The sequence below is a fragment of the Arthrobacter sp. SDR-2R genome, assembly GCF_057747955.1.
The window spans coordinates 2,158,466-2,176,699 of record NZ_CM173231.1 but is presented as its reverse complement, the minus strand read 5'-3'; the positions used below and the strand labels follow the sequence as shown (position 1 = coordinate 2,176,699).

The following is an 18,234-nucleotide window of genomic DNA, read 5'->3' as shown; positions in this document are numbered from 1 at the left end:
GCGGCCGCTACTTGCGGCCCACGAACCAGTCCTGGAGCTTGCGCAGCCGCGACTTCAGCTGCTCCTCGTTGGCCTGCGCCACGGGAGGGCCGCCGCAAACCGTGCGGAGTTTAGTGTGCACCACGCCGTGGGGCGTCCCGGTCCGGGCAGCCCAGGCGGCCACGTTCTTGGCCAGTTCGTTGCGCAGGTCCATCAGCATCCGGTGGTCGGGAACGGCCGGGGCCTGGCTTTCGGCGGCGGCCGGTGCCTTCCGGTTCTTCCGGTTCAGCTGCTCGTGCTGGCGCTGGCGCAGCAGCGTTCCCACCTGCTCGGCGTCCAGCAGGCCGGGGATCCCCAGGAAGTCCAGTTCGTCGTCGGACCCTACCTCGCCGCCGGTGCCGAACTCGCCGCCGTCGAACAGGACCCGGTCAAAGGAGGCCTGCGAGTCCAGTGCCTCGAACTTGCCCTTGGTGAGGCTGTCGGAGGCCTTTTCTTCCCGGTTGGCCTCCTCCATCAGTGAGTCTTCGGGGTTGAAAAGCCCGTCGCCGTCCTCTTTTTCGGGGCGGTCCAGGGCGTGGTCGCGCTCCATCTCCATGGAGTTGGCCAGTGCCATCAGCTGGGGAACGGACGGCAGGAAGACCGACGCCGTTTCGCCCCTCTTGCGGGCACGCACGAAGCGCCCCACGGCTTGGGCGAAGAACAGCGGCGTGGACGTCGAGGTGGCGTATACGCCGACCGACAGCCGGGGCACGTCAACGCCTTCGGAGACCATGCGCACGGCCACCATCCAGCGCTTTTCGCCGGCGGAGAATTCCTCGATCTTGCTGGAGGCCTTGGCGTCGTCGGACAGGATGACGGTGGGCGACTCGCCGGTGATCTTCTTCAGCTGGCCGGCGTAGGCCCGGGCGTCCTCGTGGTCGGTGGCGATGACCAGGCCGCCGGCGTCCGGGACGGTGCGCCGGACTTCGCTGAGCCTTTTGTCCGCGCCGGCCAGGACCGCTGGGATCCACTCCCCCGCGGGATTGAGCGCGGTCCGCCAGGCGTGGCTGGTGATGTCCTTGGTCACCGCTGCCTCGCCGAGGGACGCCGCCATTTCCTCGCCCGCGCTGGTGCGCCAGCGCATCTGGCCGGAGTAGGCCATGAACATCACGGGCCGGACCACGTGGTCCCGGAGCGCGTTGCCGTAGCCGTAGGTGTAGTCGGCCTTGGAGCGCCGGATCCCGTCCCGGTCCTCGGCGTACTCCACGAACGGGATGGGCGAGGTGTCGGAGCGGAACGGCGTACCGGTCAGCGACAGGCGGCGCACGGCGGGATCGAATGCCTCGCGCAGGCCGTCGCCCCAGGACAGGGCTTCGCCGCCGTGGTGGATCTCGTCCAGGATCACCAGGGTCCGGGCAGCTTCAGTCTTGGCCCGGTGCAGCAGCGGCTTGCTGGCCACCTGGGCATAGGTGACGGCGACGCCGATGAAGCCGCGGCCGTGCTGGCCGTCGGAGTTCTTGAAGTTGGGGTCGATGGCGATCCCCACCTTGGCGGCAGCATCCGCCCACTGGCGCTTCAGGTGGTCCGTGGGCGCAACGATGGTCACCCGGTTAACGGCGCCGGAATCGATGAGCGTGGAGGCGATGCGCAGCGCGAAGGTGGTTTTACCGGCGCCCGGGGTTGCCACCGCGAGAAAATCGCGGGGACTGTTCTTCAGGTAAAGGTCAAGGGCTTCCTGCTGCCAGGCACGGAGTTTCGGGGCGGTTCCCCAGGCTGCGCGTTCCGGATACGCCGGAGGCAGGGTGGGACCGCCAAAGAGCGTCTCCGTCACTACTTGTTGCTGCCCGAGTCCCCTCCGGGACCCTTGCCGCCGTCATTGCCCGGCCGGAGGCCCTCGTAGACCTCCTTGCACATGGGGCAGACCGGGAACTTCTGCGGATCCCGTCCCGGCGTCCAGACCTTGCCGCACAGGGCGATGACGGGCTCCCCGGTCAGCGCGGACTCCATGATCTTTTCCTTCCGCACATAGTGCGAAAAGCGCTCCCGGTCCCCGGGTTCCACTTCCTGGCGCAGTTCCTCGCGCTCAATGGTGGCCGTGGACGATCCAGCCCCGGAAAGCTCGCGCATCGGGTCGTTGTCGAGAGGGTCCGTCATGCTAGTCATGGCATCCATCTTAGCCGCTCCCCCGGCCCGGCGTTCGACGGCGGCACGCCCGCGCGGGGGCCCCGCACCGGCCGCCGTCGTACCTTTTCATCGCCGGCGGCAGCGCGCGTAACGCGGCTAGAGTCCCTGCCACGCAGGCTTGTTTTCATAGGTGTGGCGGTAGAAATCTGCCAGTCTGAGGCCGGAAGCGGCGGCCTCGTCCAGCAGGACGGTGGCGTGTGGATGGAACTGCAGGACGGATGCGGGGCAAATGGCAGCCACGGGTCCCTCCACGAAGTCGCGGACGGCCCGGGCCTTTTGCGCCCCCGTGGCCACCAGGATCACATGTTTGGCCTCCATGATGGTGCCCAGTCCCTGGGTGATGACATGGTGCGGTACCTCCGCAAGGCTGTTGAAGAACCTGGCGTTGTCGCGGCGGGTCTGTTCGATCAGGCTCTTGATCCTGGTCCGGGAGGCAAAGGAGGAGCCCGGTTCGTTAAAACCGATATGTCCGTCGGTGCCCACGCCCAGCAGCTGCAGGTCCACGCCGCCCGCCGCGGTGATGGCTTGCTCGTAAGCGTCGCAGGCGGCGGGGATGTCGGATGCAGTTCCATCGGGGCCGTGGACGTTCCCGGGCGCAATGTTCACGCGGCTGGTGAATTCCCGCCGGACCACCTCGCGGTAGGACTCGGGGTGGCCGGCGGGCAGGCCCACGTATTCATCCAGGGCAAAGCCGGAGGCGCGGCTGAAGTCCAGGCCCTGTCCATGCCGGGCCGCCAGTTCGTCATAGACAGGCAAGGGAGAGGACCCCGTGGCCAGGCCAAGGACTGCGCCGGGCTTGCGCCTGATCAGTTTCTCTATGGCGTCCGCCGCGAGTTTGGCGATCTGCCGGCTGCCGCCAAGGATCACGATTTCCATGTTGTTCCTTTCCGGGAACTGTCAGCGGTTGACGGTAACCTGCGCCAGGAGCTCCGGCCCCCGCGCCTCGAGCCACTTGCCGCCCAGCCGCACACCGGCCAGGAAAAGGACCATGCCCAAAACGGTCCCCACGGCGAGGGTGAGCCAACCGAACAGGACGTTGCCGGTGACAGCCTGTGCCACCAGCAGCGCTGCCTCGGGCAGGACCAGGACCATCAGGACCAGCATTCCAACGAACTGAACGGCAAGGGTTTGGCCCACGTTGCCCGGTGGCTTCTTGAACGGACTGTCGCCCGGAAGCGGCACGGTCACCGTGTAGCGGGCCGACACCACAGAGGACAGCCCCAGGCCGGTGAAGAGGATCCCCAGGCTGAACCCCAGCTGGCCGGGCAGCGCGGCCCAGTTGCGGGTGAATGCCGCGTAGCCCACCGAGAACACCAGCACCACGGGCAGGGCGAAGGTCATGCAGGCCAGGGCCCGGCCCAGCCGGTCAGCCACCCCGCGGACCCCGGTGGCCAGGTGCAGCGCAAACGCCGTGTTGTCGTACGAGACGTCCGCGGAGATGGACCAGGCCAGGATGAAGGCCGACACCGGGGCAAGGAAGGCAAGGCTGCCATAGCTGCCGGTCTGGGCCCCCTGGACACCCAGCACCACCGGGAGCAGCGGGATCACCACCAACGATCCCGAATACCGCGGGTCCCGGATCCAGTAGGTGAGCGACCTGGCCATCACCGCGCCCGCCGGGGTGGCCGGCAGCACGCCGAACAGGCCCAGCCGGCCGCCCTTGCGCTTCCCGGCACCGGCGTACGGCGGGGTGACCAGCGCCCGCTCGAGCAGCAGCTTCCAGCACCAGGCCAGGACGCCGAGGACCGCCACCGAAACCAGCAGTTTCACCGCCGCCTGCCCGGGCCGGCCTGATGCGATGTCGCCACCGAGGGACCACGGTGCCCCGAGCGGCGTCCAGGACAACGTCCCGGCGAACCCGGGCAGGAATCCGGTGGAAGCGGAGATGCCACGGCCAACCCCTGCCACGATGGGGCCCAGCAGGACCAGGGGCACCATGAAGGCGATGGCGCTGATGTCCTTGAAGCGCCGCGAGGCAGCCAGGCTTGCCGTGGCGGTGGTGACCACCTTGGCCAGCACCACGCAGGTCATGACACCCAGGCATGCGCCAAGGAGGGCGGCGAGCGCGGGGAGCACGCCGCGGGACCAGGTCACCACCGTGGACAGGGCCACGAGCGTGGTGGCCAACCCCGGGATGCCGATCAGTCCGCCAAGGGCGAGGCCGGTGAGCATCTGCTTCATGGGGATGGCAAAGGTGGTGAAGCGCGCCGGATCGAGCGTCATGTCCGTGGCGGATGCCACCACCGGAATGATGCCCCAGCCAAGCACGGCGGCGGAGCCGCCAAGGACGATTGTGGTGTGCGCGGCGGCGGGGCCGGCGTTGCGCAGGAGGACAAGGGCGATGATCAGTGTTGCCACGACCCCCAGCGCGTAGAGCCCCGCAATGGCCATGCCCACCAGCTGCCAGGGGCTGCGGCGCAGTCCGTTGCGCAGCAGCGTGAGCTTGAGCCTCAGAAGGTGCGCAACCATTCCAGCCCTTCCGTGTGGCTGTGGCCTCCGACCAACTGCACGAAACGGTCCTCCAGCGAGGCGCCGGCCCGCACCTCGTCCACGGTTCCTGCGGCCAGCAGCCTGCCCCGGGCCACCACCGCGACGTGGTCGCACATGCGCTGGACCAGGTCCATCACATGGCTGGAGACGATGACCGTTCCACCGGAGGCGACGTACCGGTCCAGGATGGACCGGATGTTCGCCGCCGACACCGGGTCAACGGCTTCGAAGGGCTCGTCCAGGACCAGCAGCCTCGGGGCGTGGATCAAGGCCGAGGCCAGGGCGATCTTCTTTGTCATGCCGGCGGAATAGTCCACCACCAGCGTCCCGGCGTCCTGGGCCAGGTCCATTGCCGCCAGCAGTTCCCCTACCCGGGCGGCCACCACGGCTTTGTCCATGCCGCGCAGCAGCCCGGCGTACGTGATCAGCTGCTCCCCGGTGAGCCGGTCGAAGAGCCGGACGCCGTCGGGCAGGATCCCCATCAGCCGCTTGGCTTCCAGCGGGTGCCGCCACACATCCACCCCGTGCACCACCGCCGTGCCGAAATCGGGACGCAGGAGGCCGGTGGCCATGGACAGCGTGGTGGTCTTGCCCGCACCGTTGGGCCCCACGATCCCGAAAAACGAACCCGCCGGGACCTCCAGGCTGATGCCGTCCACCGCGATCTTCCCGCCGAACCTTTTGGCCAGCCCGCGGATGGACAGGGCCGCCACGGGCCCCGTATTCGGCGCCGGGGACGGTATCGGAGCAGTCATGCTGCCAGCCTAGTCCGCGGACCGGGGCTTCGGGGGTGCGAAACTAGCCCCATGGGTATTGCGTTGGGCCTGCTGGTGATCGTTGCTGTGGTGTGCGCCGGCAGCGCCGTGGGCCGCAGGTTCAATATCCCGGTTCCGCTGCTGCTGGTCCTGGCCGGGGTGGCGGGATCGTTCCTGCCATTCATTCCGCCCGTCGAGCTGAACCCCGAACTGGTGCTGGTCGGCCTGCTGCCGCCGCTGCTGTACGCGGCCGCGTTCCGCACGTCGCTGTTCGACTTCAAGAGCAACCGCCGCTCCATCGGATTGCTGTCCGTTGGCTACGTCATCTTCGGCACCGTGGGAGTCGGGTTGGTGGTGTGGTGGCTGTTCCCGGAAATCCCGCTGGCCGCAGCCATTGCGCTTGGCGCGGTGGTGGCGCCGCCTGACGCGGTGGCGGCTACGGCCATTGCACGGAAGGTGGGGATGCCCCGCCGGATCGTGAACATCCTGGAAGGCGAGTCACTGGTCAACGACGCCACGGCACTGGTGTGCCTGCGTGCTGCGGTGGCGGCCATCGCGGGCTCCGTCTCCGCCCTGGATGTGGCGGGTGGATTTGTGGTGGCGGCCGGCGGCGGCCTGGCGGTGGGACTGGCCGCAGCGTACCTCCTCACCGAAGTCAGGAAGCGGATCAGCAACGTTGCCATCAACACCTCAACATCGCTGATGGCACCCTTCGTTGCGTTCCTCCCCGCCGAGGCGATCCACGCGTCCGGGGTGCTCGCCGTCGTCGTAACCGGCCTGGTGATGGGCACCAAGGCGCCGTCCATGCCCAACGGCGCCGCGCGGCAAAGCGCCCGGAGCAACTGGGACACCGTCCAGTTCCTGCTGGAGAACGCCGTGTTCCTCCTGATCGGCCTGCAGGTGCGGAGCATCATCGACAGCGTCCAGGACGATTCGCTGGGTGCCGGCCGGGTGTGGCTGGGCTGTGCCGTGATCCTGCTGGCGGTGCTGGTGCTGCGGCCCGTCTGGGTTTTTCCGGCCACGTACCTGCCCCGGCTGATCCCTTCCGTGCAGCGGAAAGACCCCGCGCCGCCCTGGCAGTTCCCGGCCATTGTGTCCTGGGCAGGCATGCGCGGCGTGGTTACCCTTGCCGCCGTCCTGACGCTGCCGGACGACCTGGAGCACCGCAACGTACTGGTCCTGGCGGCCATGGTGGTGGTGGCAGGCACCCTGGTGCTGCAGGGATTCACGCTGCCGGCCCTGGTCCGGGTCCTGGGGCTGCCGGGACCGGACAGGCGCGAGGACGCGCTGAACCAGGCCGCGCTGATGCAGCTGGCCACCGCGGCGGGAATGGAGCGGCTGGAGCAGCTGCGGCGCGAGAACGACCCGCCCGAGGTCATGGATATGCTCCGGCGCCGGACCCAGGAGCGGGGACTCGCGGCTTGGGAGCGCCTGGGCAGGCCGGCCGCGGAGTCGGCCACCCCCAGCCAGCGTTACGCCCAATTGCGGATGGCCATGCTGGAGGCTGAGCGGGACAAGGTGCTGGAGCTTCGGCGTGGCGGGGACTTCGCGCATGAAGTCCTCAGTGAGGTCCTGGAACGGCTGGATGTGGAGGAGTCCATGCTTGATGCCTCCCTCAACGAACCCGACGCCGCCACAGAGGGCGGCGGCGAAGGACTTGCCCAGCCGGGCGGCGTGTGCGACCACCTGACCGCCGCCATGCCGTCGCCGGTTCCGGCGAACCCCACCTGTGCCGGGTGCGAACGGGAAGGGACCACACCGGTACACCTGCGAATGTGCCTGGCCTGCGGAAACATTGGCTGCTGCGATTCCTCGGCGGGACGGCACGCCAGCCGCCATTTCAAGGAAGCCGGCCACCCGGTCATGCGCAGCATCGAACCCGGCGAGGACTGGCGCTGGTGCTACGTGGATGACCTGCTCGGCTGAAGCAGGCCGGGTACTTAGTTCGGGGGCACTTTCCGGATCCTGATCGGCCCCCTGGCCGTACCCGGATCAACGACGGAACCGCCTTGGGTGATGTGGACCTGCCCTGCGTCCACCAGGCGGCGTGCGGCGGCCCGGGCGGGTTCCATGAGCCGGCGCCAGTCATCTCCGCCCACGGCCCTGGCAGCATCAGAGGGGCAGATGGTGGCCGTGTCCGCACGGGATGCCAACAGTTCCAGGATCTTCGCTTCCAGCTGCCGGTCAACCTTGGTTTGCGGCCCCGTTCCGCCAGGACGCGCCATGCCGGACGCCGCGGTCAGAAGGCACGCCGCGGGATGGCCCGCTCGTACTGGGGCGGCCAGGCAATGTCGTAACCCAGTTCGAATGCGGCCCGCAGCCACCAGTGGGGGTCGCGCAGCGCCGCGCGCGCAATGAAGACGCCGTCGGCCTGGCCGGTGGCCACGGCGTGCTCCGCCTGCCCGGGCGTGGTCACCAGCCCCACCGTGCCGGTGGCGACTCCTGCCTCCTCGCGGATGGCTGCGGAGAATCCGGTTTGATAGCCCAGGCCCGGCTTGATCTGCTGGTGCGCCACGGCCCCGCCGCTGGAGACATCCACCAGGTCCACGCCGCGGGCGGCCGCCTCGCGGGCCAGCCGCACCGACGCCGCCTGGTCCACGCCGCCCGGCGCCCAGTCTGTGGCAGAGATCCGGAGCAGCAGGGGCATGGAATCGGGAATGACAGCGCGGACGGCGTCCACCACGGCCAGCATGAGCCGGTTCCGTCCGGCTTCGTCCCCGCCCCAGTCGTCGTCACGCTGGTTGATCAGCGGGCTCTGGAACTGGTGCAGGAGGTAGCCGTGCGCCCCGTGGATCTCCATCGTGTCAAAGCCGGCGTCCACCGCACGCACGGCGGCAGCGGCAAAATCGGCAATGACGCCGTGGATCTGTTCCACGGTCATGGCGGCAGGCGCCGCATAGCCCTCGAAAGCGGTGGTGGACGGGCCCACGGTGTCCCAGCCGCCGTCGGACGCCGGAACGCTCCCGTGCTTGCCCGAAAACGGCCAGTACGTTGACGCCTTGCGGCCGGCGTGGGCCAGCTGCACGCCGATCCTGGTGCCGGCGGTACCGTGCCGGTGGACAAAGGAGATAATCCGCTGCCAGGCCGCCGCCTGGTCGTCGTTGTAGAGGCCCGCGTCGCGGGGACTGATCCGGCCGGCGGCGTTTACTGCCGCGGCCTCCGTGAGGATCATCGCGGCGCCGCCCGTGGCAAACCCGCCAAGGTGCACCAGGTGCCAGTCGTTCGGAACGCCCGGGGCGTCGTCGGGATCGCAGCTGTACTGGCACATGGGCGATACCCAGCCACGGTGCTGCAGCTCCATGGACCGCAGCGTCAGCGGCTGGAACAGGGCCGGCACTAGAACAGCACCCGGGCAAGCGCCTGCCGCGACTTTGCTACCCGCTCATCACCTGCGCCCACGATGTCGAACAGCTCCAGCAGCCGTACCCGTGCGGTCTCCCGCTCCGGGCCGAAGTTCCTGCCGATGAACGCCACCAGCCGGTTCAGTGCATCCTCGACGTGGCCGCCGGCCACGTCGAGGTCCGCCACGCCGAGCTGTGCCGCCAGGTTGTCCGGCTCATCCGCGGCCTGCGCACGCAGCGCCTCGCCGTCCTGGGCCGACAACGACTGCAGCCGGTCCATCAGTTCCACCTGCGCCAGGCCGGCCTTGGCCTCATGGTCGGCCGGCATCTCCTTGAGCGCCTGGCGGTAGGCCGCAGCTGCGGCGGCGTAGTCGCCGGCCTCAATGGCGTCAAAGGCGGCCTGGTGCAGCGGCGGCAGCGGCGCGGGCTCCTGTTCCCCGCCCGCTTCCCCGCCAAGGCTTCCGGTGACCCCGTTCGCTGCAGCCACCTTGAGGAGTTCGTCGAAGAGGCTGCGCACCTGCTCTTCTTCCGCGCTGCCCTGGAAGAGCGGCACCGGCTGCCCCTTCAAGACGGCGACGGCGGTGGGAACGGCCTGCACCTGGAAGGCCTGGGCCAGCTGCGGGAAGGCCTCGATATCTGCTGCGCCAAGGACCAGGCGTCCACCGTACGAGGCAACCACGCGCTCAAGGGTCTCGAGCATCCTGCCGGATTCGGGCGAGTACGGGGCCCACAGGGCGAACACCACGGGGACCTGGGCGGACAGTTCCACCAGCTGCTGGAAGTTTGCCTCGGTGACGTTGACCTTGAGTTCGGGGCCGCCGGCGGGTGCGTCCGGCTGGTCGCCCCGGGGCGCTGTTGCAGGGCCGGACGGGGCGGCAGGCCCGGACGGGGCGGCCGGGCGCTTCAGCGAGGAAAGGTCGACGGCGCCGCGCAGGTTAACCGGGTTGGCAGCGGCAGGAGGGACTGGGCGGGAAGCTGGCGAACTCATGTTTCCCACTCTAGCCACTCCGGCCGCTGCCGGTGGTAATACAGCCAGGCCCTACTTGAAGGTGGCTCCGACCAGGCCGCGGGTTGCGGCGACGAGCTTCATCGGGTCCGTGGATCCTGCCGGCGGCACATAGACCGCCATGGATTCCGCGAAGCTCAGCACCATGCCGGTGGTGGTTTCCTTGCCGCCGGCCAGGGCTGCCGCATCGTCGCCGATGCTCAGCTTGTCACCGGCCGCCTTGGGGGTGCCCTCGAAGCCAAAGTTGATCCGGCCCAGGACCAGGGCCCCGCCGTCCGAGGTGCGGAACACCACGGTGCTTTCGGGGACCACCTTGTGAGTGAAGGAGAAGTTGCCGTTTTCGCCTGCCTTCGCCACCTCAGCCTGGTAGGACAGGGTATCGGCGATATACGGCGAGGACTGGCCCTCGACCAGCTTGTCCTTGAACGGCGAGTCCGCCGACGTGAGCCTGTCGGCCAGGCCGGACATTGCTTCCTCGCCGCTGTAGAGCAGCCCGCTCTTGTCCGCTGCGGAAAGCGTCTCGGTACCGCCGCGGCTGATGTTCGGGAAGGTGGTGCCCGGCTGCAGCGGCGTGGTTTCCATGAGCTTGTAGTTTTCCCGCGGCGACTGCTGGACCAGGGTCAGGATCTGCGGAACGACGTTGCCTTCGCCCTGGGTCACGGCCAGCACCGAGCGGGGCCAGTCACGATCGCTGGTAACGACGGTGGTCAGCAGCTTGGTGGAACGTACGGGCATGCGCGGCTCGTAAGTGCCCACCTGGGAGCGGATCTTGTAGTTCTGGGTACGGACTTCCAGTTCCGGTCCACCCACGCGGTCCGCCAACTTGGCCGCATCCTTGGCGGCGTCGCCGGCGTCGGTGGCGCTGGAGACCTGCTCCAGGATCCGGCGGAACTGGGCGTCCAGCAGGACCGGCGATCCCGCGGCTTGCTTCGCCGTGGATGAGGCGCTGCCGGACGGCAGCGGGCTTGGACTGGCGGCCTGGGCAGCAGTGGCGGATCCGGCCAGCAGGGCGGCAACCACGCCGGCCGCCACCATGGTGGCCTTGGAAGAGGAGGACGACGACGGGGCCTGGCCCTGCGTTTCGGCGTTCCGTGCACGGGCGCGGCGGGCGTAGCCGCTGTCACCGCCCTCGCCGTCCTTCCGGCGGGCTGAAAGCAGTCCCAGGACAATTCCGCCCACGATCAGCAGGCTGCCCAGGACCATCAGCGGGACCGCCCAGGGGGTGGACGTGTCGTTGGGGAAGGTCATGGAGACAGAAGCCGGGGCGGCCTTGGTGCCGTCGGAAGCGAGGAGCAGGCTCCAGTCACCGTCGGCGGGCGGGGTCCAGGTGTATTCAAGCTCGCCGCTGGCATTCTCATTGGAAACCCAGAGGTCGGAACCGGCCGGGTTGGGGGCGGTCCCTTCGCCGTCGGCGTGCTCAACCACGAGTGACTTTTCGTCTTCGGTGACGCCGGTGATGGTGTTGTGGGCCGTCTGGCCCACCCAGGCGCTCACGTCATCGGGCCGTCCCGTGGCCAGCATGAAGTTGCCGTCGCCCTGGACGGTGATCTTGACGGTTCCGTCATGCAGGGTGCGCAGCTTATGGTCGATGACCGTCAACGGCGCGGCGGCGGCATCCGCCGGCACGGACGCTGTGAACGTCTCGGATGGAGCCCAGATGGTTCTCTGGCCGATGCCGGCCAAAAGTGTCAGGAGGCCGAGCAGCACAAGTGCGGCTGCAGTCTTTAAACGCAAGGGAAACACCTATCATCAGCGGGGGTTTGCCTTCAATAGTAACCTTTTTGTTACCAGGAGCCCTTTTTTGCCCGTTCCGGCCCCTCTTCCGAAGACCTCCGGGCGGTGGCTTCGGCTCCCGGTGACAAGCCTGCTGATAGTGTTTGCGATGATCATCACATTGGCCCGCGCACGCGGAGCCACGCACGGAACAGGCCCCCAAAACCAGTGACTGACAAGACGGACCCATCCTCGGCGGCAACCGGAAATCCCGGGGATTCCAGGGGCCCTGTCCCTGCGACGGTGCCTCCCCTGGGAATGGCAGCGGCAGCCCACCGCAGGGGCACGGCAGCGGCTGCACTCGGCCAGGTGGTCCGCAGGCTCCGCCAGCCCTTGCCCGGAGCACAGCCCAGGCTTCGGTTCGAAATGCCCCCGGAATACACCGGGCAGGTTCCCCAGACGGACCACGGCGGTGACGAGGAACCCCAGTTCGGCCACCCCGGGCCGCGCATGTCCCCCCAGCATCCCCTGTACATGGGCTTCATGGGGACAGTGGGCGTGGGACTGGCGCTGCTGGTCTACTGGATCGGTTCCCACACCACGCAGCTGCTGCTGTGGATCGTGGCGGCGCTGTTCATCGCCCTGGGACTTGAACCCGTGGTGGGCTGGCTCGAAAACAGGAAGATCCCCCGGCCCGCCGGCATCCTTGTCTCCGTGGCTGTCCTCATGGGCGCCGTCGTCGGGTTTTTCGCCACTCTTATCCCCACCATTGTTGAACAGGTGTCGGAGATCGTGCGGCAGGCGCCGGACTGGGTGCGCAACTTCATGGACTCGGACTTCTTCCGCAGCCTCGATGACCAGTTCGGCGTGCGGGACCGCATCACCGAGGAACTGGACAAGTTCGTCAATGACCCGGCGGCCATGGGCGGCATTTTCGGCGGCGTGGTGGGATTCGGATCCACCGTGGCCAACGGGCTCTTCGGCACCCTCATTGTCCTGGTGCTGAGCCTGTACTTCCTGGCAGCGCTGCCGGCGATGAAGAAGTGGGGCTACAGGCTGGCCCCCCGCTCCCGCCGCAAACGGGTGGCCGCCCTCTCCGAGGAGATCACCCGGTCAGTGGGAAACTACGTCATCGGCCAGGCATGCGTGGCCCTCCTCAACGCCACTTTCGCCTTCGTGGTGATGTCCATCGTGGGCATCCCCTTTGCCCTGCTGCTGGCGTTCGTGGTGGTCCTGCTCGCTTTCATCCCGCTGGTGGGCGGCATGATCGCAGGCATTGTGGTGATCCTTGTATCCCTCACCCAGGGCTGGCAGGCGGCCGCCATCTACGCCATCTGCTATTTCGCGTACCTGCAGTTCGAGGCCTACTTCATCTCGCCGCGCATCATGCAGAAGGCAGTTGCCGTGCCCGGTGCCGTGGCGGTGATCTCCGTGATTGCGGGCGGAAGCCTGCTGGGCGTGCTCGGTGCGCTGATCGCCATCCCCACTGCCGCAGCGGTCCTGCTGCTGCTCCGGGAAATCTATATCGTCCGGCAGGACCAGCACTGACCCGCTGTCCCCCGCACGTCGTTCCCTGCGGGGCCGCTTAGGCGCCGGCCGTCGCCGCCGGCCCTTCCCATTCCTGCGGCAGCGGTGCTGCGGCGGCATCTGGACTGACAAGCGCCACGATGTCGTTCAGGACCCGTGCGGCGTACTTCTCCCCCACCCACAGATGCTTGGCCCCGGCCACGCCCACTACGAGGGCCTGCGGCACCAGGCTGAACCTTGCGGTTGCCTCGGCAGGCTGGAGGAAGTCGTCGTGCTCCGGCACCAGGACGGTGAGGGGCTTGCCGGATTCGGCCCACAGCTGCAGGTGCTTGTCCGTGGCGCGGTGCAGCGGAGGCGACAGCAGCACCGCCCCCTCGATCTGTGGGGCCACCGGCTCCACGGCCCCGTACATCAGCGCCAGTTCGGTCCCGAACGACCAGCCCACCAGCCAGCGGTTGGGCAGGCCCCGCTCAACGGCGAAGCGCACGGCTGCCTCGACGTCGTGCCGCTCCCCTATCCCTTCCTCGAACGCGCCGCTGCTGGCACCCCGGGGGGAGGCCGTACCCCGGGTATTGAAGCGCAGCACCGCGATGCCCGCCAGCGCCGGCAGCCGGTAGGAGGCCTTGCGGTACACATGGGAATCCATGAAGCCACCGTGCGTCGGCAGCGGGTGGAGCGTGATCAGCGTTGCCTTGACGGGGCCGGATTCCGGCAGTGCCAGCTCGCCCACCAGCGTGTGGCCGTCCTCCGTCTGCAGCTCGATGTTCTCTCGACGGGCGGGCAGGACGGTGGAGGCACGGATGGGGACAGGGCCCCCGGCCTGGGTGAAGTGGTACGACGCCGGATCAAAAGTCATGACTGCCAGCTTAGCGACAGCGGGCGGCGTCAGCGGTACCGGTAGCTGCGCGTCATCCAGCAGTTGGTGTGCCAGTGCCGCCGCTCGGCCAGCCCGGCGGCGGCACCAAAGAGGTGGTCGTCCTTCCAGACCACCAGGTGTGCGACGCCGGGCAGCACGGCGGTGGAGCATTCCGGGCAGATGTAGGTCTTCTCAGCATTCCTGGCGGTCATGGTCCGTACCATCCACTCGCCGTCCGGGGCGCTCTCGCGGCGGGCGATACCGGCCCGTGCCCGTTCCAGGTCCAGTTCGGGAATGTCCCCGCTCCTCTTTCCTCCTGCGCCCCTGCCGGAAGCGGAACCCTTGCCGGAAACAGGACGGCGGGGACGGTTGGAACGCGGCATGTATCCATTCTGCCCCAGGCCGCCCACTCCCCTGTCCCGCTCCTTGCCGCCGCTTCCGATGCACCCGGCGCCCCGCCGTCGGACATGGCCTGCGGAGCCCACGCGATAGTCTGTACGGCGTGCGACTTGTCATAGCCCATTGCTCCGTTGATTACGTTGGCCGGCTCAAAGCCCATCTCCCCCTCGCCACCCGGCTCCTGCTGGTCAAGGCGGACGGCTCCGTGCTGGTCCATTCCGACGGCGGTTCCTACAAGCCGCTGAACTGGATGAGCCCGCCTGCCACGCTGCGGGTTTCTTCCCCCGACGAAGTGGACCTCGAACTTGGCGTGGTGGAGCAGTGGACGGTGCAGTCGGCCAAGACCGATGACCGGCTCATCATCAATATCCACGAAAAGATCAGCGAGTCCTCCCACGACCTGGGCGTGGATCCCGGACTGATCAAGGACGGGGTGGAGGCGGACCTGCAGCGGCTGCTCGCCGAGCAGATCGAGACGCTTGGACAGGGCTACTCCCTCATCAGGCGCGAGTACTTCACCGCCATTGGGCCCGTGGACATCCTGGCGCGCGACGCGGACGGCGCCACCGTGGCCATTGAGCTCAAGCGCCGGGGCGACATTGACGGCGTGGAGCAACTGACCCGGTACCTGGAGCTGCTCAACCGCGACCCTTTGCTGGCACCGGTCCGGGGAATCTTTGCGGCCCAGCAGATCAAGCCGCAGGCCAAGGTGCTGGCAAACGACCGCGGGATCGACTGCATAACGCTGGACTACGACGCCATGCGCGGAGTGGACGACAGCGAATCCCGCCTCTTCTAGTTTTTGCCTTTGTTGCTTTAGGCACTTAATTGCCCGGCATTCGGTGCAGGCTTCAGCGACATCTCTTTTTTACCTAAATTTTGTCCTTTTTGTCCTCCGGCCCGTTGACCTGCGGGAACGGGCATGAAATTCTTATCTCAGTCTTTGTGTAGGTGTTTTTCATGCTCGCAAGACATGTTGCGAGCGCGAAGCTCCTGCAGCGCCGGATCTCCCATCAGGGAAAGGCAATCAGGATTCTTCTCGCGGAGTGACCAAGGTCGGCACGAGGTGTGCCGGTCTTAAAAAGTTCCACAATGAGGAGAAATAAATGGCACAGGGAACCGTCAAGTGGTTCAACGCTGAAAAGGGCTTCGGCTTCATCACCCCGGATGACTCCGATGGCGATGTCTTCGTTCACTACTCCGAAATCCAGACCGGCGGCTTCAAGACCCTCGACGAGAACCAGCGCGTTCAGTTCGAAATCGGCCAGGGCGCCAAGGGTCCCCAGGCTACCGGCGTAACGCTGGTCTAGTACCGCCCGGCCGCTTCCCGCGGCTGTCAGCGAACCAAATGGTCCCCGGCAGGATTGCCGGGGACCATTTTTTATGCCGGCGTTGCTGCCGCCTCAGGTCACCAGTTTGCGCACCAGCCGGGCGCCCTGCGCCAGGGAAAGACCGGGGAGGTAGGCGCGGGTCAGCGCCCTGCCGATGGCGGGCAGGTGCAACGGATCCTGGTAGTACAGGTAAAGCGCCCGGTACTCCGGCTTGAACCGGGACTTGAAGGCCGCCAGGGAGCGGAAGCCGTAGACCGGCTCAAGCGCGTGGCCCACCAGGTCCAGGATCCTGACCAGGTTCTGCGCGCCCTCATCGGGGGCGCCCTCCTGTTGCCCTGCGTCCTCGCCCCCGCCGGGGCCCCCGGCGCCTGTTCCCTCAGCGCCCGTTCCCTCCGCGCCTGTTCCTGTTCCCCGCTCCGGCTGGGCATCGGGACGGCTGGCCAGCGGCGAACCCGACAGGGAGATCACGTCCACGGAATCCCGCAACTCCAGTACGGCGGAGGCAATCAGGAATTCCATCACCCCCGGAAATCCTTCACTGCCGCGGCGCATGACATCCAGGGTCCTGCTTACCAGCCGCCCGCCGTCGTACACGGGCAACCAGCTGGTCACGCCGTGGACCACGCCGTGGCCGTCCACGGCCAGGCAGCACAGGACCTCCTCGTCGTCGAGCTCGTCCACTCCCCCCAGCGTGAAGCCCATTTCCGGAACGGACTTGCCGGCCGCCCATTCCTCGGACACTTCGTTCAGCCTTAGCCGGAGCGTTGCGGGCAGCGAATGGTAGGAGCCCCAGACGGCATGGACGCCCAGCTTCGCGGCGCGGTTCAGGGCGGTCCTGACGTTCTGCCATTCCTTGCCTTTGAACTCAAGCTCGTTCAGCGCCAGCCGGGTCTCCTGGGCCACGGCCACGCGGGAGAAGCCGCGTTCCCTCAGTACCGGCCACATGGTGTCGTCGCAGGAATACAGCGCCGGTATCAGGGCCTGGCTGCGGCAGTAGTCCAGGAAGCCTTCGGTGACCCGCTGCTCGGCCTTGCGGTCACCGAATGCACCGCCCAAGGTCAGGGCCACGGTCCCATGCTGCTGGAAGGCCATGCCGCCTGCGCCGTCCGGGCTGAACCAGTACGTGTTGGGCTCCCACAGTGCCATCCAGGACAAGGGTCCGCCGCCCTGGTGGAGCAGTTCCCGGGCGCGGCTGCGGTCCTGCCGTCCGAAGTGGAGGCCGTGGTGCCGGCCCACCAGCACCCACAACACCGCCGCCAGGGCCACGAGCCAGAACACCGGTCCCGAGTAGGCGAACAGCAGTGCTTCGGCACTGTCGCGTTCCGGGAAGACCCGGCGGAAATTCTGCGGAATGGGCACCGGGACGTACTGCCGGGCCAACTCGGCGAAAAGGCCCAGCAAGCCGCCGTCACGGGACAGTCCGCCGGACCAGAACCAGGCCACGGTATATGAGCTGGCCAGCACCAGCCAGGTTCCGCAGACCACCGCAGCGAGCGTCCGCCGGGCGCCCGGACGCGTCTGCACGCGGAACTGCCGCCGGTTCAGCCACAGGACCACTGCCAGCAGCAGCGGAACCACCACGAGCGGCAGCACATGTGCGAAGGCCGAGGACAGCGGCGTTGCATGCGTGCCCTGCAGGCGTGAGGGAACAAGGGCGAACAGTGCCAGGTAGACCGCGGCGAGGGCCGTGACAGCCAACTGGATGGCCAGCGCGATGTTCAGGGCCAGCCGGCGGCCCCGGCGCATGCCGTCCGCGCAGATCAGCAGCAGGAGGACCGGCACCACGGCCAGCGCCAGGCCGAACGGGCCGGCAAATCCTGCCCTGCCCGTTTCCAGGCAAGTGGCGTCAACGGTGGCGCCGCAGTTGAAGATCAGTTGGTTCAGCGTGGGCATCGGGCTCAGGACGACGTCCCGGAGCAAAGCCAGCGGGCCGGTTGGCGCACGCGTGATTCCGGTCAGGATGGGACCCACCGCGAACACGGCAACGGTCAGGGCCAGGAGGTTCCTGGTTTCCCGGCCCGTTGACCGGTGACGGTGAAGCCGCCCCTGGTCCCCCTGGATCCACCAGCCTGCAAGGAGGCCAAGGAGGGCGCCGATGAGGCCAATGACGGTTTCGGCGTGCCCCACGTACAGGACCAGCAGCAGGGAAATGGACAGCACCACGGTGCGCAGCCGGCGCTGCCACAGCAGCGTGATCCGGGCACTGGCCGCAAGACCGGCAATAAGCACCGGGGCATACGGACCGATGAGCCTGTCATCCACCATCCGGTCCAGCCAGCCGTCGCCCACATACACGGCCAGCTGGGTTACCAGGAGGAACACCGTGACGGCCGCGAATTGCCCGCCAAAGAACAGTCCGACGGCGGCCCGCCGGCCAAGCTTGCGCTCCGCCAGGCCCAGCAGCAGCACGATCATCAGCGACGCGGCAAGGTAGGCGAGCGGGTTGGTGGCGAAGAAGGCGCTGGTGAACAGCGTCCACCACTGCCCGCTGCGCAGGCCGGGGCCGCTGACCGAGGCCAGGCCCAGGAGCTGCTCCGGCGGCCCGTCAAGGAAGCTTCCGGTCAGGGCAGCGGCTGCAAGGAAGGCAACCAGCACGCCCAGGGTGAAGGGCATGGATTTCAGCGTGAGCAGCGCCTGCTGGACTGCCGGACGTCCGACGGCGGCCCACATCAGG

At 67.9% G+C, this 18,234-nt stretch carries 16 protein-coding genes; 4 read left to right on the top strand and 12 right to left on the bottom strand.

All coding sequences use genetic code 11. From position 1 onward, the window contains the following. Nucleotides 1-7 precede the first annotated feature (7 nt). The 5 genes from AC3ANU_RS10130 to AC3ANU_RS10110 form a co-directional block, all read right to left on the bottom strand. The gene (locus AC3ANU_RS10130; protein WP_018768383.1) at nt 8-1,789 is read right to left on the bottom strand and encodes a DEAD/DEAH box helicase; all 1,782 of its coding nucleotides are present in this window, start codon (nt 1,787-1,789) and stop codon (nt 8-10) included. After that, the gene (locus tag AC3ANU_RS10125; RefSeq protein WP_026265633.1) at nt 1,789-2,130 is read right to left on the bottom strand and encodes a DUF3039 domain-containing protein; all 342 of its coding nucleotides are present in this window, start codon (nt 2,128-2,130) and stop codon (nt 1,789-1,791) included. Before AC3ANU_RS10125 ends, AC3ANU_RS10130 begins: the two co-directional genes overlap by 1 nt. A 108-nt stretch (nt 2,131-2,238) precedes the next feature. Continuing rightward, complete coding sequence (gene nagB, locus AC3ANU_RS10120; RefSeq protein WP_488315922.1) at nt 2,239-3,018, bottom strand: glucosamine-6-phosphate deaminase; 780 nt, start codon at nt 3,016-3,018, stop codon at nt 2,239-2,241. Nucleotides 3,019-3,039: 21 nt separating this feature from the next. Continuing rightward, complete coding sequence (locus AC3ANU_RS10115; protein ID WP_488315921.1) at nt 3,040-4,611, bottom strand: transporter; 1,572 nt, start codon at nt 4,609-4,611, stop codon at nt 3,040-3,042. Then, on the bottom strand, nt 4,593-5,387 hold the full coding sequence (locus AC3ANU_RS10110) for an ABC transporter ATP-binding protein (protein ID WP_026265634.1): 795 nt from the start codon (nt 5,385-5,387) through the stop codon (nt 4,593-4,595). The genes AC3ANU_RS10115 and AC3ANU_RS10110 overlap by 19 nt, the downstream gene beginning before the upstream one ends. A gap of 51 nt (nt 5,388-5,438) precedes the next feature. On the opposite strand from AC3ANU_RS10110, the gene AC3ANU_RS10105 reads away from it, so the two are divergent. Further along, nucleotides 5,439-7,313, top strand: a complete 1,875-nt coding sequence (locus AC3ANU_RS10105; protein ID WP_026265635.1) for a Na+/H+ antiporter — start codon at nt 5,439-5,441, stop codon at nt 7,311-7,313. A gap of 14 nt (nt 7,314-7,327) precedes the next feature. On the opposite strand, the gene AC3ANU_RS10100 is transcribed toward AC3ANU_RS10105, so the two are convergent. From AC3ANU_RS10100 to AC3ANU_RS10085, 4 genes are read right to left on the bottom strand one after another with little or no spacing between them, the layout of a single operon-like run. Then, nucleotides 7,328-7,612, bottom strand: a complete 285-nt coding sequence (locus AC3ANU_RS10100; RefSeq protein WP_488315920.1) for a DUF3253 domain-containing protein — start codon at nt 7,610-7,612, stop codon at nt 7,328-7,330. 14 nt (nt 7,613-7,626) lie between these two features. Beyond that, complete coding sequence (locus AC3ANU_RS10095) at nt 7,627-8,724, bottom strand: NADH:flavin oxidoreductase/NADH oxidase (RefSeq protein WP_018768390.1); 1,098 nt, start codon at nt 8,722-8,724, stop codon at nt 7,627-7,629. Beyond that, entirely contained in the window at nt 8,724-9,716 is a 993-nt protein-coding gene (locus AC3ANU_RS10090; RefSeq protein WP_488315919.1) for a co-chaperone YbbN, read from the bottom strand. Before AC3ANU_RS10090 ends, AC3ANU_RS10095 begins: the two co-directional genes overlap by 1 nt. A 51-nt stretch (nt 9,717-9,767) precedes the next feature. Further along, the gene (locus AC3ANU_RS10085) at nt 9,768-11,441 is read right to left on the bottom strand and encodes a DUF8094 domain-containing protein (protein WP_488315964.1); all 1,674 of its coding nucleotides are present in this window, start codon (nt 11,439-11,441) and stop codon (nt 9,768-9,770) included. 234 nt (nt 11,442-11,675) lie between these two features. Between AC3ANU_RS10085 and AC3ANU_RS10080 the strand changes: the two genes are divergently transcribed. Next, nucleotides 11,676-12,995, top strand: coding sequence for an AI-2E family transporter (locus AC3ANU_RS10080; protein WP_478223226.1), 1,320 nt, complete (start codon nt 11,676-11,678; stop codon nt 12,993-12,995). 37 nt (nt 12,996-13,032) lie between these two features. Here AC3ANU_RS10080 and AC3ANU_RS10075 read toward each other — a convergent pair whose 3' ends face one another. Together AC3ANU_RS10075 and AC3ANU_RS10070 are read right to left on the bottom strand one after the other, a co-directional pair. Beyond that, complete coding sequence (locus AC3ANU_RS10075; RefSeq protein ID WP_488315918.1) at nt 13,033-13,830, bottom strand: alpha/beta hydrolase; 798 nt, start codon at nt 13,828-13,830, stop codon at nt 13,033-13,035. Between the two features lie 29 nt (nt 13,831-13,859). After that, nucleotides 13,860-14,213, bottom strand: a complete 354-nt coding sequence (locus tag AC3ANU_RS10070; RefSeq protein ID WP_026265638.1) for a hypothetical protein — start codon at nt 14,211-14,213, stop codon at nt 13,860-13,862. Nucleotides 14,214-14,332: 119 nt separating this feature from the next. Here AC3ANU_RS10070 and nucS point away from each other — a divergent pair, with 119 nt between their 5' ends. Next, nucleotides 14,333-15,028, top strand: coding sequence for an endonuclease NucS (gene nucS, locus AC3ANU_RS10065; RefSeq protein WP_018768396.1), 696 nt, complete (start codon nt 14,333-14,335; stop codon nt 15,026-15,028). A 307-nt stretch (nt 15,029-15,335) separates the two neighbouring features. Continuing rightward, the gene (locus AC3ANU_RS10060) at nt 15,336-15,539 is read left to right on the top strand and encodes a cold-shock protein (RefSeq protein WP_011692441.1); all 204 of its coding nucleotides are present in this window, start codon (nt 15,336-15,338) and stop codon (nt 15,537-15,539) included. A gap of 93 nt (nt 15,540-15,632) precedes the next feature. On the opposite strand, the gene AC3ANU_RS10055 is transcribed toward AC3ANU_RS10060, so the two are convergent. Further along, nucleotides 15,633-18,230: a phosphatidylglycerol lysyltransferase domain-containing protein gene (locus AC3ANU_RS10055; protein ID WP_488315963.1), complete on the bottom strand. Its 2,598-nt coding sequence runs from the start codon at nt 18,228-18,230 to the stop codon at nt 15,633-15,635. Between the last annotated feature and the right edge of the window lie 4 nt (nt 18,231-18,234).